At 59.9% G+C, this 14,427-nt stretch carries 14 protein-coding genes; 5 read left to right on the forward strand and 9 right to left on the reverse strand.

Annotated elements, in window-relative coordinates; all coding sequences use genetic code 11:
- Positions 1–136: 136 nt before the first annotated feature.
- The 6 genes from pyrF to pyrR all read right to left on the reverse strand — a co-directional run bounded on the left by pyrF (position 137) and on the right by pyrR (position 8,575).
- On the reverse strand, positions 137–997 hold the full coding sequence (gene pyrF / locus I6J72_RS05095) for an orotidine-5'-phosphate decarboxylase (RefSeq protein WP_204100142.1): 861 nt from the start codon (positions 995–997) through the stop codon (positions 137–139).
- Positions 981–4,322, reverse strand: a complete 3,342-nt coding sequence (gene carB, locus I6J72_RS05100) for a carbamoyl-phosphate synthase large subunit (protein WP_204100143.1) — start codon at positions 4,320–4,322, stop codon at positions 981–983. The genes pyrF and carB overlap by 17 nt, the downstream gene beginning before the upstream one ends.
- 30 nt (positions 4,323–4,352) lie before the next feature.
- Positions 4,353–5,498: a glutamine-hydrolyzing carbamoyl-phosphate synthase small subunit gene (gene carA / locus I6J72_RS05105; RefSeq protein ID WP_204100449.1), complete on the reverse strand. Its 1,146-nt coding sequence runs from the start codon at positions 5,496–5,498 to the stop codon at positions 4,353–4,355.
- A gap of 128 nt (positions 5,499–5,626) precedes the next feature.
- Entirely contained in the window at positions 5,627–6,988 is a 1,362-nt protein-coding gene (locus I6J72_RS05110; RefSeq protein ID WP_204100144.1) for a dihydroorotase, read from the reverse strand.
- A gap of 18 nt (positions 6,989–7,006) precedes the next feature.
- Positions 7,007–7,978 carry an aspartate carbamoyltransferase catalytic subunit gene (locus tag I6J72_RS05115; RefSeq protein ID WP_204100145.1) on the reverse strand — a complete coding sequence of 324 codons (972 nt, stop codon included), beginning with the start codon at positions 7,976–7,978 and terminating at the stop codon, positions 7,007–7,009.
- Positions 7,979–8,575, reverse strand: a complete 597-nt coding sequence (gene pyrR / locus I6J72_RS05120) for a bifunctional pyr operon transcriptional regulator/uracil phosphoribosyltransferase PyrR (protein WP_204100146.1) — start codon at positions 8,573–8,575, stop codon at positions 7,979–7,981.
- Positions 8,576–8,747: 172 nt separating this feature from the next.
- Between pyrR and I6J72_RS05125 the strand changes: the two genes are divergently transcribed.
- The 5 genes from I6J72_RS05125 to I6J72_RS05145 all read left to right on the forward strand — a co-directional run bounded on the left by I6J72_RS05125 (position 8,748) and on the right by I6J72_RS05145 (position 12,265).
- Entirely contained in the window at positions 8,748–10,094 is a 1,347-nt protein-coding gene (locus I6J72_RS05125; RefSeq protein WP_204100147.1) for a TIGR01777 family oxidoreductase, read from the forward strand.
- 87 nt (positions 10,095–10,181) lie between these two features.
- Positions 10,182–10,697 carry a YbjN domain-containing protein gene (locus I6J72_RS05130; protein WP_204100148.1) on the forward strand — a complete coding sequence of 172 codons (516 nt, stop codon included), beginning with the start codon at positions 10,182–10,184 and terminating at the stop codon, positions 10,695–10,697.
- Positions 10,690–11,193, forward strand: a complete 504-nt coding sequence (locus I6J72_RS05135) for a YbjN domain-containing protein (RefSeq protein WP_204100149.1) — start codon at positions 10,690–10,692, stop codon at positions 11,191–11,193. Before I6J72_RS05130 ends, I6J72_RS05135 begins: the two co-directional genes overlap by 8 nt.
- The gene (locus I6J72_RS05140; protein ID WP_204100150.1) at positions 11,190–11,783 is read left to right on the forward strand and encodes a hypothetical protein; all 594 of its coding nucleotides are present in this window, start codon (positions 11,190–11,192) and stop codon (positions 11,781–11,783) included. The genes I6J72_RS05135 and I6J72_RS05140 overlap by 4 nt, the downstream gene beginning before the upstream one ends.
- Positions 11,784–11,785: 2 nt before the next feature.
- Positions 11,786–12,265, forward strand: a complete 480-nt coding sequence (locus tag I6J72_RS05145) for a hypothetical protein (protein ID WP_239107501.1) — start codon at positions 11,786–11,788, stop codon at positions 12,263–12,265.
- A 43-nt stretch (positions 12,266–12,308) separates the two neighbouring features.
- Here I6J72_RS05145 and I6J72_RS05150 read toward each other — a convergent pair whose 3' ends face one another.
- Genes I6J72_RS05150 through coaD form a run of 3 tightly spaced genes read right to left on the reverse strand, consistent with a single transcriptional unit; the run spans position 12,309 to position 14,425 of the window.
- Positions 12,309–13,163 carry a PPK2 family polyphosphate kinase gene (locus I6J72_RS05150; RefSeq protein WP_204100151.1) on the reverse strand — a complete coding sequence of 285 codons (855 nt, stop codon included), beginning with the start codon at positions 13,161–13,163 and terminating at the stop codon, positions 12,309–12,311.
- A gap of 24 nt (positions 13,164–13,187) precedes the next feature.
- Entirely contained in the window at positions 13,188–13,943 is a 756-nt protein-coding gene (locus I6J72_RS05155) for a sulfite exporter TauE/SafE family protein (protein ID WP_370552158.1), read from the reverse strand.
- Positions 13,940–14,425 carry a pantetheine-phosphate adenylyltransferase gene (gene coaD, locus I6J72_RS05160; protein ID WP_204100152.1) on the reverse strand — a complete coding sequence of 162 codons (486 nt, stop codon included), beginning with the start codon at positions 14,423–14,425 and terminating at the stop codon, positions 13,940–13,942. Before coaD ends, I6J72_RS05155 begins: the two co-directional genes overlap by 4 nt.
- Positions 14,426–14,427: the final 2 nt, after the last annotated feature.

Genomic DNA, 14,427 nt, shown 5'->3' on the forward strand with positions numbered 1-14,427 from the left:
TGGCAATCCTAGCACTGGTCTGTACGCGATGACGTAACCCGGTCCCCTTCTTTTAAAGGTTCCTGCACGTCAACGCACATGCCTTAAACAAAATACCAGGTAAACGGCGCGCTCGTTAATTGGGCACGCCGTTAACTTAATCTCGGAACTCTGCCGCCGTCTCTATTACCGCTTTCCGCAGGTCATCGACCTTCGGGCCGCACGAAAGAATTGCGCGTGACACGTTGGCAAAGCCTAACTCCGGCGCTGCCTTGGTCAGCGCTTGAACATCTGCAGGCGTAGCTCCCTGAGCACCCACGCCCGGCAAAAGAACCGGACCGTTCAATTGGTCTAACTCTGGCGGAGTGTCGAGCGTTGCCCCTACAACGACGCCCAGTGCACCGACGCTCGGCTCATTACCGTCGCCTTGAGTGGCCACCGCTGCGTTGCGTTCTGCCAGCTCATCAACGACGCGCTGGGCTACGCTACGGCCTTCGACGCTCAACGATTGCAGGGCCTTCGCTTCTGGGTTGGACGTTGCCGCTAGGACAAACACTCCCCGACCCGAATGCTCGGCCACATCAAAGACCGGGCTGAGTGCACCGACGCCGAGGTACGGGGAGACGGTCACCGCATCTGCACGCAACGGGGAGTCCTCCCCCAGCCACGCTTCGGCATAACCAGCCATAGTGGAGCCGATATCGCCACGCTTGGCATCGGCCAGGCTGAGGCAACCGCCCTCACGCAAAGCAGCCAAAGCTTCCTCCAGCACCGCGAAGCCCTGGGAGCCACAGCGCTCGAAGAAAGCTACCTGCGGCTTGACCATGGCAGCGGTATCCACGAAGGCTTCCACACAGGTCATGGTGAAGGTACGAAGACCGTCAACGTCAGCAGACAATCCCCAGGCCTCAAGCAGGTGCGGGTGCGGGTCAATGCCGACGCACAGCCGTCCACGCTCGCGGCCAGCGGCAACGGCTTTCTCGCCGAAGGTCACCGTAGATTTAGTTGGCTGGGGCATGCTCAAGCTCCTGGAGTGCGCGAACTTTCAGGTCGCCTCGACGCAGGGCCTCGATACCCTGCACTGCTGCGGTCACGCCCTGAACAGTGGTCACGAGCGGCACGCCGACAGACACTGCAGCGGCACGAATGTCGTAGCCATCGTGGCGAGCGCCTGCGGAGCCAGCTGGCGTGTTAAGGATGAGGTCAACTTTGCCGCCAAGGATGGCATCAACGATGGACTCCTGGCCGTCCCCAGCCTCAGACACCTTGGTAGCTACCTCGCACTCCACGCCATTGCGGCGCAGCATCTGCGCAGTACCGTCAGTAGCCACGATGGTGTAGCCCATGTAGGCCAAGCGTTGAATCGGGAAAATAAGTGTGCGCTTATCGCGGTTAGCCACAGACACGAAGACGGTTCCTTCGGTCGGCAGTTCACCGAACGCGGCCATCTCGCCCTTGGCGTAGGCAGCGCCGAAGTTATCGGCCAGACCCATGACCTCACCAGTGGACTTCATCTCTGGAGACAGCAAAGTATCCAGCAGGCGGCCATCCGGGCGACGGAAACGGTTGAACGGTAGAACCGCTTCCTTTACCGCGATCGGGTGCTCGAGCGGAAGGGAGCCACCGTCGTAACTAGACGGGATAATGCCGTCCTCCCGCAGCTGTGCAATAGAATCACCAAGCATGACGCGTGCAGCGGCCTTGGCCAGCGGTACGCCCGTAGCCTTAGACACGAACGGCACCGTGCGAGAAGCACGCGGGTTGGCTTCGATGACGTAGAGGGTGTCGTCCTTCAGTGCGTACTGAACGTTCATGAGGCCCTTGACGCCGATTCCGTGAGCAAGGCGGCGCGTGGACTCACGCACCTTGTCAATATCCTGCGGGCCGAGTGTCATCGGCGGAAGTGCACACGACGAGTCACCGGAGTGAATACCGGCTTCCTCAATGTGCTCCATCACGCCGCCAAGGTAGACTTCCTCGCCATCGCAGAGTGCATCGACGTCGATCTCAATAGCGTTGTCGAGGAAGCGGTCCACCAGTACCGGGTGATCCGCGGTGATTTCAGTTGCGCGCTCAATGTAGTCGCGCAGGGAGTCCTCGTCATAGACAATCTCCATTCCGCGGCCGCCCAAGACGTAGGACGGGCGGACCAGCACCGGGTAGCCGATACCTGCGGCAACCTGGCGTGCCTCGTCGAAGGACGTTGCGGTACCAAACGCTGGGGCTGGAAGCTCAGCTTCCGCAAGGACCTTGCCGAACTCACCACGGTCTTCTGCCAAGTCAATGGCGGCAGCGGAGGTACCGACGACCGGGACACCGGCAGCGGTGAGGCGCTCTGCCAGCCCCAGCGGAGTCTGGCCACCCAGCTGAACGATGACACCGGCAACCTCTCCGGACTGGGCTTCTGCGTGGTAGACCTCCATGACGTCCTCGAAGGTCAGCGGCTCGAAGTAGAGGCGATCGGCGGTGTCATAGTCCGTAGAAACCGTCTCCGGATTGCAGTTGACCATGACGGTCTCGTAGCCCTCACGGGAGAGCTCCAGTGCGGCGTGGACGCAAGAGTAGTCAAACTCGATGCCCTGGCCGATGCGGTTTGGACCAGAGCCCAAGATGATGACCTTTCCCTTGGACCCGTCCGCGCTCGGGCGGACCTCGGATTCGGCGTCGGGATCCAGCTCATAGGTGCTGTAGTGGTACGGGGTCTGAGCTTCGAACTCACCAGCACAAGTATCGACCGTCTTGTAGACCGGACGAATCCCCAGGGACCAGCGCAGGGAACGTACGCCGTCTTCGCCAGCGAACTCCGGACGCAGCGCGGCAATCTGGGCATCAGACAGGCCGAAGACCTTAGCGCGGCGCAGGAGCTCAGCATCGAGCACCGGTGCCTCAACGAGTTCGGTGCGGAACTGAACGAGTGCCTCAAGCTCCGCGAGGAACCAGGGGTCAACGTTCGAGTGTTCATACAGCTGTTCCACGGTGGCCCCTAGACGGAAGGCCAGCTCGATATCGTACATGCGGCCTTCAGTCGGGCGTTCCAGATCCTTGAGCACAGCGTCAAGATCGGTTGCGCGCTCGCCGGCGAAGTACTCGTCCGGCTGGGTCCAGAATCCGGCAGGCTTGCCCTCCAGGGAGCGCATGACCTTGTTGAGGCCCGAGATGTAGTTGCGGCCAATGCCCATGGCCTCGCCCACGGACTTCATCGTCGTGGTCAAGGTGTCGTCAGCACCCGGGAATTTCTCAAAGGCAAAGCGCGGGGCCTTGACAATGACGTAGTCCAGCGTCGGCTCGAAGGCAGCCGGCGTCACGCCGGTAATGTCGTTGCGAACCTCATCAAGGGTGTAGCCGATGGCCAGCTTGGCGGCCAGCTTGGCGATGGGGAAACCGGTGGCCTTGGAGGCCAGCGCGGAGGAACGGGATACACGCGGGTTCATCTCAATGGTGATGATGCGGCCGTCATCCGGGTTCACAGCAAACTGGATGTTGCAGCCGCCGGTATCAACGCCAACCTCGCGGATAATGGCAATACCCTGGTCACGCATCTTCTGGTACTCGCGGTCCGTCAAGGTCAGGGCCGGGGCCACGGTCACGGAGTCACCAGTGTGAACGCCAAGCGCGTCGACGTTTTCGATGGAAGCGATGACCACCACATTATCGTCGCCGTCTCGCATGAGCTCTAGCTCGAATTCCTTCCACCCCAGGATGGACTCTTCGATAAGAACATTGGCTTCCGGGGACGCTGCCAAGCCGCCACCAGCAATGCGCTCGAGGTCTTCTTCGTTGAAAGCAAGACCGGAACCCAAGCCCCCCATGGTGAAAGACGGGCGCACCACTACCGGCAGTCCGAGTTCCGCTACGGTCTCATGGACCTCTTCCATCGTGTGGCATACGCGGGAGCGAGCGGATTCACCGCCGATGGAGGCAACAATGTCCTTGAATTTCTGGCGGTCCTCGCCGCGCTCGATCGCGTCAATATCGGCACCGATGAGCTCGATGTCGTACTTCTTCAGGATGCCCAGGCGGTCCAACTGGACCGCGGCGTTGAGGGCGGTCTGGCCACCTAGCGTTGCCAGAACAGCGTCGATGGGGTGGCCTTCCTCCTTTTCTTTGAGGAGGATCTTTTCAATGAATTCAGGCTCGATGGGCTCGACATAGGTGTGGTCGGCGAACTCGGGGTCCGTCATGATGGTGGCCGGATTGGAGTTAACCAGCGTTACGCGCAGGCCCTCCTCCTTGAGGACACGGCAGGCCTGGGTACCGGAGTAATCGAACTCACAAGCCTGACCGATGACAATCGGACCGGAGCCGATAACCAGGACGTGATTGATGTCGTTGCGCTTTGGCATAAGTTTCTTCTTCCTTTTCCTGGTTGCGGTTTACTTGTTCGGGGACTTCTCGGCCATGAGCTCGATGAACTGGTCAAAGAGCGAGTTCGCATCGTGCGGACCGGCGGCAGATTCGGGGTGATACTGCACGGAGTAAGCCATGCCGTTCTTGAGGGCAACGCCTTCGATGGTGTTGTCGTTGAGGCACGTGTGGGAAACCACTGCCGGACCGAAGTCGGTATCGAACTCCTCGCCGGCGGGGTCTTCCTTGCCGGACGGGCTGGCTAGAGCAAAGCCATGGTTCTGGGAGGTGATGTCGATCTTGCCAGTGAGCTGGTTGCGCACCGGTACATTGATGCCGCGGTGGCCAAACTTCAACTTGTACGTGTCCATGCCCAGCGCACGGCCGAGGATCTGGTTTCCAAAGCAGATACCAAAGAACGGGTACTCGGCTGCAAGGATGTCGCGGACGATACCCACCATGACGTCTGCGGTCGCTGGATCGCCTGGGCCATTGGAAACGAAGACGCCATCTGGGTTGTATTGCTTGATCTCCTCGAACGGGGTATTTGCAGGTACCACGATGGTCTCGATACCCCGCTGCGCAAAGTTGTTCGGCGTCGCGGTCTTGATACCCATGTCATAGGCCACGACGGTGAAGCGCTTCTCCCCGACTGCCTCAATCGTGTACGGCTTGTCGGTGGTTACTTCTTCGGAGAGGTCAAGCCCCGCCATGGAGGCCTGGTTCTTGACCTCGTCGAGCAGCTCCTCGACGTCCCGCTCTGCTGCTTCACCGGAGAAGATACCGGCCTTGATAGAGCCGTGATTGCGCAGGTGGCGGACCAGAGTGCGGGTATCGATACCGCCGATGCCGATGATGCCCTGCTTCTCCATTTCCTCCGGCAGGGATCGCTCCGCGCGCCAGTTGGAAACGCGGCGGGAAAGGTCACGTATCACGAGGCCAGCGACCCATATCTGGTTGTCATGGGACTCGTTGTCTTCATCATTCCAGCCGGTGTTACCGATCTGCGGTGCGGCGGTCACCACAATCTGGCGGTGGTAAGACGGATCCGTCATCGTTTCCTGGTAGCCGGTCATGGCAGTGGTAAACACGGCCTCTCCCAAGGTAGTGCCGGTAGCACCGAAGCCGAAGCCGCGGAAGGTACGGCCATCAGCCAAAACCAGGATGGCTGGAATAGGTTTCGTGCCGGAACGCGCCTCACTGGTCGAGGTTGCAGTAGAAGTCTCTGTGGAAGTCACGGTGTGTGGTGGCCTTTCGAATAGAAAGCGTTGGTTGCTCGTGGTGTCTTTATTTATTGTCCCGTTTATTCGGCGGTGAGGTCGTAGGTCACCGCTCCGCGCAGGATGGTGTGCGTAACGCGTACGCCAAATTCCTCGCCCTCGTAAGGGTTGTTCTCGGACTTAGAAGCCAAGCGCGTGGAGTCAGAGACCCACGGGTGCTCCGGATCGACGATGGTGAGGTTGGCCGGCTCGCCTTCAGCAATGGGGCGACCGTGGCCGGGCAGGCGGGTAATTTCGGCCGGGCGCTCGGACATGACGCGGGCGACGAAGCGCCAATCCGCCAAACCGGTGGCAACAAAAAGCTTGGCGATGACGGCCAGGGAGGACTCCAAGCCCAACATTCCGGGCTTGGCGTTTTCAAACTCCACGCACTTATCCTCGTTGCCGTGCGGGGCGTGGTCGGTAGCCACGACGTCGATAAGCCCGTCCAGCAAAGCTTGGCGTAGCGCTAACGTATCGCTCTCCTCACGCAGCGGCGGGTTGACACGAAAGACACCGTCATAGGACACCAGTTTGTCATCCGTCATGAGCAGGTGATGCGGAGTAACCTCCGCAGTCAGCGGGATATCCTGCTCCTTCGCCCACTTGAGCAGCTCCACGGTTCCCTTCGTCGAAGCATGGCAGATGTGCATGCGGTTGCCGTAGTCACGAGCAAGGAGTGCGTCGCGCGCGACGATGGACTCCTCAGCCACGCGCGGCCAGCCACGCAGGCCCAAACGCGCGGCGACCTCACTTTCATTGGCGCAGGCCCCTTGAGTCATCCGGTGATCCTCAGCATGCTGGGCCAAGAGGACATCGAGGCCCTTGGCGTATTCCAGCGCACGGCGCATAAGCTGCGGGTCCTCAACGCACTTGCCGTCATCGGAGAACATACGCACCTTGGCATCGGAGCGGGCCATCATGCCAAACTCCGTGAGCGTCTTACCTTCGAGGCCTTTGGTGATGGAGCCGACCGGGTGGACATCGCACAGGCCCAGCTTCTGGGACTTTGCCCATACGGACTCGGCGATAATCGGCTGGTCAGTCACCGGAGTGGTATTCGCCATGGTGAATACTGCTGTGAAACCACCTTTGGCAGCAGCACGGGAGCCGGTCTCAATGGTTTCAGTGTCCTCGCGACCAGGCTCGCGGAGGTGGACGTGCATGTCTACCAGACCCGGCAACAGGACGTTGCCGCCAGCGTCAATGGTGCGGTCTGGGGTGGTGTTGCCGGACTCATTGCCCGTGGCCCCCGCCGCGTCGGCCCCAGCACCGATCGAGGCGATAACGCCGTCTTTGATGAGGACGTCCGTGGGTTCGCCCTCACCGTAGGGACGCACGTTGGTGATGAGAAGGGTGCCCGCCGCTGGGGCGGAGAGCACGCCGGTGTCGGGATAAGCAGTCATATCTAGGTATCTCCTCGTCTAGATTCCGGCGTTCTCGCCATTAGTAAGCAGGGTAAACAAAGTAGCCATGCGCACGTGGACGCCGTTGTTGACCTGCTGGAGCACAGCCGAGTTAGCGAAGTCTGCGACGGCGTAGTTAATTTCCATGCCGCGGACCATGGGGCCTGGGTGCATGATGATGGCGTCCTTCTTCATTGCCGCGGCACGGTCCTTGGACAAGCCATACAGCGTCGCGTATTCGCGGTGCGAAGGAAAGAAGCCACCATTCATGCGCTCGGCTTGAACGCGCAGCATCATGACCACATCCGAGGTGGGAACCTCAGCATCGAAATCGTGGGATACCCGTACCGGCCAGTTCTCCACTCCGAAGGGCAGCAAGGTGGGTGGCGCTACCAAGGTGACGTCAGCACCCAAGGTGGTTAACAAATCCACGTTCGAGCGCACCACGCGAGAGTGCAGGCAGTCACCCACGATGGTGACCTTCAGTCCTTCAAAGCCGGTACCAGAGCCGGAACGTTCGGTGTCAAGGCCTAGGCGTTGGCGCATCGTGGTGGCGTCGAGAAGCGCCTGCGTTGGGTGCTGGTGCGCCCCGTCACCGGCATTGATAACACTCGGTCCCTGGCCTCCTGGGGCTACCCAGCTGGCCAGCTGCTGTGCTGCACCCGAAGAAGGATGACGGATGATGATCGCATCAGCACCAATAGAGGTCAGCGTCAAGCCCGTGTCCTTGAGTGATTCGCCCTTCTTGACTGACGAGCTGGACGCGGAGAGATTAATAACGTCTGCGGACATCCATTTGCCGGCAGTTTCAAAGGAAGAACGCGTGCGCGTGGAATTCTCGTAGAACAAAGTGAACACGGTGCGGCCGCGCAGGGTCGGAAGCTTCTTGACCTCGCGGCCGTTGAGCGCTTCACGGAAGCGGTCCGCCTCATCCATGAGGGCCAAGATTTCAGCAGCGCTCAAATCAGCGATATTAATGAGGTGTTTCATTTAGTCCTCCTTGCCGGGCTCGGCCGATGCGGTAGAGCGAGTGAGCACGACGGCATCGCGACCGTCGATGTCGGCGTTGTAGACGGTGACGTCCTCATCACGCGCGGTGGGGATGTTCTTGCCCACATAATCAGCGCGGATAGGAACCTGGCGGTGGCCGCGGTCCACGAGGACGGCGAGCTGAATGATATCGGGACGGCCAATATCTGCGAGGGCATCGAGCGCAGCGCGAATGGTGCGGCCAGAATAGAGCACATCATCCACGAGAATGACGGTGGCGCCATTGATGCCGCCATCGGGCACCGTGGTGGGCTTAAGCGCGCGATGCGGGCGCGAATACAGGTCATCACGGTACAAGGTGATATCAAGGGAACCCCAGGGAACCTCCACCCCAGAGAATTCCTCAATCTTGTCAGCGAGGCGCTGTGCTAGCGGCACGCCACCAGAGGGAATGCCCAAGAGCACGACCCGAGGAGAATCACTCGAATCAAGCGCAGTTTTTTCAATGATCTGGTGCGCGATGCGTGCGACGGTACGCGCGACGTCGGACGAGTTCAATAGCTCATTGGACTCCGCGTGAATGTCGGTTTCACTCATCGTGACCTCCTTCCCCGCCTCACAGTGCGGTCTTTAAAGGATGTCGGACAAGGGTTACTTAGACTGTCTATGCTTGAAAGCCAGCACTAACCATAGCACTTTTCCCTTGCTCTTTTGAAGGCTCGCGCTGAGCTTTCTTACCCCCAATCACCGTGAGGCAGGTCTTTACACAGTGAGTTTCACCACCCAGCACGTTGTTCCAGCACCGCGCGAGGAGGTGTGGCAATGGCACGAGCGCCCCGGAGCGCTGACAAGGCTCAACGCACCGTTTGGATTCATGACCCCTCTGCAACAAGCGCAAACTCTGGCCACTGGCACCTCAGTGTTGGGACTGCCGGGCGGCCTGAAGTGGGTTGCGCGCCATGACTTAGCTGGATACCAGCCACAGAAGTCCTTCCGAGACGTGTGCATCAACGCGCCGTTCCGCGCAGTAGCCCATTGGCGCCACGAGCACCTCTTTGCGGACCACCCCGAGGGCACGCTCATTACGGACAAGGTGGATACCCGCATCCCCACCGCAGTGATTGAGTCCATGTTTGCCTACCGCCAGCATCAGCTCGTGGAGGATTTCCGTTTCAAGCAGCGCCTGGGCGGGTTGAATGACACCCCGTTAACGGTGGCTCTTACTGGCTCGCACGGCACGGTGGGAAAGGCAGTGTCCGCGCAGCTAAGCACACTGGGCCACACCGTCATCCCGCTGGTTCGTTCCACCCCAGCAGCCGGCGAGCGTCTGTGGCGTCCTCAACTTCCCGCCAAGGATCTCCTTGAGGGCGTCGACGTCCTCATTCACCTCGCCGGCGAGCCCATCTTCGGGCGCTTCAACTCCTCTCACAAGGACGCTATTCGGGATTCCCGCGTCGGACCAACCCACTTGCTCGCTCGCCTTGCCGCCACTACGGATTCTGTGCGCGCGATGGTGTGCGCCTCCGCCATAGGTTTCTATGGCCCTGACCGCGGCGATGAAGAACTTACCGAGAACTCTGAGCGCGGTGAAGGTTTCCTCGCCGATGTTGTCGAAGCATGGGAAAAGGCCTGCGCGCCAGTGCGGGAAGCCGGTAAGCGCTTGGTGAATATGCGCACAGGCATTGTGCAATCAGGAAACGGCGGCATGCTCCCACTGCTGCGTGCGGTGTTTTCTACCGGCCTCGGCGGCGCGTTTGGCAAGGGGGACATCTGGTACAGCTGGGTGGCCCAGGATGATCTTCAGGACATGTATGTTCGCGCCGCCCTCGACCCGCAGTGGGAAGGACCCATTAACGCTGTTTCCCCCACCCCGGTTCACAATCGCGACTATGTCGACGCTTTGGGTCGTAGACTGCACCGCCCCACCGTTATTCCTATCCCTAGCCTGGGCCCCGCCCTGCTCCTTGGCAAAGAAGGCGCCCGAGAATTGGCACTAGCCAACCAGAGGGTAGTCCCCGCCAAATTGGAAGAATTGGGCCATGTTTTCCGCTATCCCGAGGTGAGCCAAGCTCTGGCGCACGAGCTGGGCGGCGAGGAGCTCTTCCAGACCCCCTAGGACGTACCCGGCCAACCTGGCTCCGGTAGGGTCGGGGCGTAAAGAAAAATGTGGTTGTTAACCAAGCGAAGTGAGTGAGACAAAGAATTGACTGACGCTACTAACCAGGGCGGCGCGCAGGAGCGCGTCCTGCTGCCCGATACCCCAGTGGAGGACGTAACGCTCGAGCGTATTGCGGAAATCTTCGATTCCGAAGGTTTGGAGTACCGCATGGAAGAGCAGCAGACTGAGAATCAAGGCACCGTTAAGCTACTGCGCACGGGTTTCTCCAACGCGGCCATTGCTTTCCAGCTCGTCGGCTCCTCCCTTATCGTGGACTCCGTCTGGCGTGGCTCGGTACCTTCCTCCGAGGCGCCGAACCTGCTCATGCACATCAACTCGTGGAACCAGGACCACTTCACGCCGACGTTCCGTTTCTTCGAGGCCCCCGACAATGCCTTGGCGGTGTCCGGTGCCCGGGAACTCGACACGACGCATGGCGCTTCCCGTAATCAGCTGGGCGCCTTCGTGATGTCCACCTTGGATGCCATCCTGCAGTCCTTCGAGTGGATTGAACAGCACTACCCGCAGCTTGTGACCTGGAAGGAGCACAACCATGACTAAGCCGGCTCAGGATCCTCATGCCTTGCCCGACGTCACCCTCGATCGCATCATCACCGCGATGAAGACCTTCGACATTGAGCTCGAACCGGTCACCGGCCGCACCGACGCCGCCACCGCCAACCTCAACGGCCTACCGTGCATGTTCGCTGTGCTCGACAGCGTGGCCATCGTGCGCTGCGACGTGCCGACGGACGCCGAGTATGCCAAGGCAGACGCCGGGCTTTTCTTGGCCGCCAACCAGATCAACTCGGTGGCCATGGGTGCCAGCGCGGTCATCACGGACTTCGACGGCATGCTGCTGGTGCGCACTGAGTCCGATATCCCCTGCGCCGCCGGCATGAATGACGAGCAGCTAGCTTCTGCTCTGCGCGCCTCTGTGGATGGCGTTATCAACGCCCAAAACGCCATGGTTGCTGCCGCTGAGGAGATGGCCAAGCTCGGTTCCGAATCCGCCGCACAGGCCGGCGAAGGCAACCCTGAAGGCGCGGAGCAGTGACCGACCTCCACGCTGTTGAACCGGTAAGCATCGATAGGCTCGCGCAGCTGTGCGAGCTTATCGACGCCGACTATGCCATCATCGAAGCTCCCCGCCCCACTGGCGTTGCGGATTCCCACGCCGATGAGACCGACGATCAATCTCTCGATGACGATGCCAGTAATGCCGGTGATGAGGCTGGAACCACCTCCCACCGCGTGCTCCAGACTGGTATCCCCCACATTGCAGTGCACTGTGACCTCAATGAGGAAGGCGATACTCTCAGTGCATTCGCTACGTGGGAAGGTACCCTCCCAGAATCCGCGGAAGAAGAGGTTGCGGCCACCGTCGCTGAACTCAACTGGGCCAGCGTTGCGCCAACGTTGAGCTACTTCGTCGCAGACGGTCCAGAAGGGCCATCAGATGGCGCCGAGGTCCAGTTGTGCGCCAACCGCGCCATGGCTGTCGGAGAAGGCCTGTCCTTGACGCAACTCGGCCACTTTTTGCTCAGCTCCCTGGCGAGCTTTGCCGAGATTTTTGAGATCGTGGCCGAGCGTTTCCCACAGGCAGTGACGTGGAATGACACCCAAGAACAGGAAGCAGAGGACTAATCGTGAGTGCTGATCCCTACGAGATTTTGTCTGGCTCTCCCCTGCCGGCGGTCACCCGCGATCGCGTCCTCAGCCTGCTCAATGGCGCGCAACTCGACATGGCAGCTACCGCTTACCCCGAGGATGACACCACCGCTGTCGCTCGACTCAATGACCTGGATTGGGTCATAACCGTCGAGGAAGGCCTTGTACGCCTGGAATGCGTTCTGCCCACTCAGCTTGGCGCAGACGTTGTTTCCCTCTTCCATGTATTGTGCAACGAGTTCAACTCGGGTGCTTTCGACGGCCGTGCGCTCGTTGGCATCGATGAAGACAGCATTGAACTGCGGGGCGACGCCTGCTTCGTCACCACCGCGGGCTTGAGCGAGGACCAGCTTTTCCATGCCCTCAACGTGGCCATCATTAACGCCCAGGAGGCACTGCTGTCCGTCCTAGATACGTTTAACGCCACCGCCCGCGAGCTCGCAGACAGTGACGACTAAACCGCTGTCAGGTTAATAAATCGGCAGAGCAGAGAAACCGTGCCTAATCGGCGTTCTCAATGCGCTCGCGCTCGACCTCTGGATCGAAGTCGGGCGCTGGCCACTCCAGATGCAGGTGGCGCAGGAGATCCACGATGAGGAACTTGAGCGCCATGCGGGCATACTTCTTATTGTCAGTGGGGATGACATACCAGGGGGCGTAATTCTCATCAGTACGCTGAATCGCGTCCTGGTACGCCTCCATGTACTGGTCCCAATATGCGCGTTCCTCAACGTCTGAAGGATCGTACTTCCAGAACTTATCTTCGCGCTCTGTACGTTCAAGCAGATTCTCCTTCTGGGCTTCCTTGGAGATGTGCAGGAAAATCTTGATCACCTTCACGCCTTGAGCCGTTAGTTCTAACTCATAGTCACGAATGGCTTCGATACGGCGATCAACTTCCTCCTCATCTACCCACTCATGTACGCGCTGGATAAGCACGTCCTCATAGTGCGAGCGGTCGAAGGCCACAATCTGCCCTGGCTTCGGATCATGTTTGCGGATGCGCCAGAGGAAGTCATGCTCCAGTTCTTCCTCGGTGGGCTTACCAAAGCCGACAGTCGTCGTCCCTTGCGGGTCAAAAGTGTTAAAGACGTGGCGGATGGCACCACCTTTACCGGAGGTGTCCATGCCTTGCAGGACGATGAGTGCGGCCGGGGCATCCTCACCGTACGCACGCCCGTTGGCAAAGAGACGTTCTTGCAGCTCGTAGAGCTCATCATCGTACTTGGAAAACCGCGCATCAAGCTCGTCTTTATCCCCGTCAAAACCCGGGGTGCTCGAGGGATCTACCGAGTCGATCTGGAAGTTTTTGCCCGCGCGTAGGTTGAGTGCGTCTTCAATCTTGAATTTAGCCATGGCGACCAGCCTACAGAAGCCTCCCTAGGCTCCTAGCGTCATGAGTCCACGAATCAGTGCGCTCAGGGAGCCAAGGCTCGCCACGGTCAGGGAGAGCTTACGTGCGAACTCACGGGACACCCGCCCCGCAATCTTCGTGCCCACCTGGATGCCGATAAACATTCCAATGATGCCGAAGGGCCATACCAGCCAGTGCAAGCCCTCAAAGCCGCCAGCACCTAGAAAGTACTTCGTGAGTACCGAGAACAGCCCGCCGACGAAAAAGCAGGGCTGAAGCGTAGCTGCATAAACTGCCTGCGGCCAGCGCGCTGCTTGGGCATAAACGGTGATGACGGGGCCTGCCACGCCAGCCAAAGTATTGGTGAAGCCGCCTAGAATTCCGGCGGACACCGCCGGACCCGTGCCATGCAGCTCGGGAACGAAGTGCCGGCCAAAGGACACCACACCCAGTGCGGTGAGGAGCGCACCACCGACGAGGACAAGCAGCATGGCTGTATCAATCCGCGCAATGAGCAGGGCTGCCGGGATAGAGCCCAACACCATGAAAGGGGCGATGCGCGCCCATTTACCCCAATCGACGTCCTTGCGCATGGAATACGTCGTGAGGACCGCATTAAGGCAGGCCAGCACGTTGGTGACCATGATGCCTTCCACCGGCCCCAACATAAGGGTCAGAATGGGGCCACCAATAAGCCCCAACCCCATGCCGGACACGCGCTGTAAGCACGAGCCCACAGCGACGATGAGAAGGATAGCGAGGGGGATGACCAGTACGGTCACTGCTGCTGATCCCGGTAGCGCTCCATCACGGCTTTAGCCACGTGTTCAGGGAACATGCCCGTCACATCGCCGCCGTATTTCGCTACCTGCTTGCACAACGAGGAGGAAATGTAGCCGTATTTTTCATCCGTGAGAAGGAAGACAGTGTCAATCCCGGACAAGCGGCGGTTCATCTGGGCCATGGGCAGCTCGTACTCATAGTCCAGTGAGGAGCGCAGACCCTTAACGAGGGTATCGACTCCATGAGCGCTGGTGTAGTCCACGAGCAGGCCTCCCCACCAGTCCACCTCAATCTCCGGCGAGACAGTGTGGCGGATGAAGTCGACGCGTTCCTCCACGTTGAACAAGCCAGAGGGTTTATCCGGGTTCGCGGTGACGAGCACGGTGACCTTGTCAAAGAGGTCAGCCGCACGTTTGAACACATCAACGTGTCCCAGCGTGATGGGATCAAAGGAACCAGGGCAAACTGCGTGGGTTGGCATAG

This window comes from Corynebacterium sp. FDAARGOS 1242 (assembly GCF_016889985.1).
Taxonomy (GTDB): Bacteria; Actinomycetota; Actinomycetes; order Mycobacteriales; family Mycobacteriaceae; genus Corynebacterium; species Corynebacterium minutissimum_B.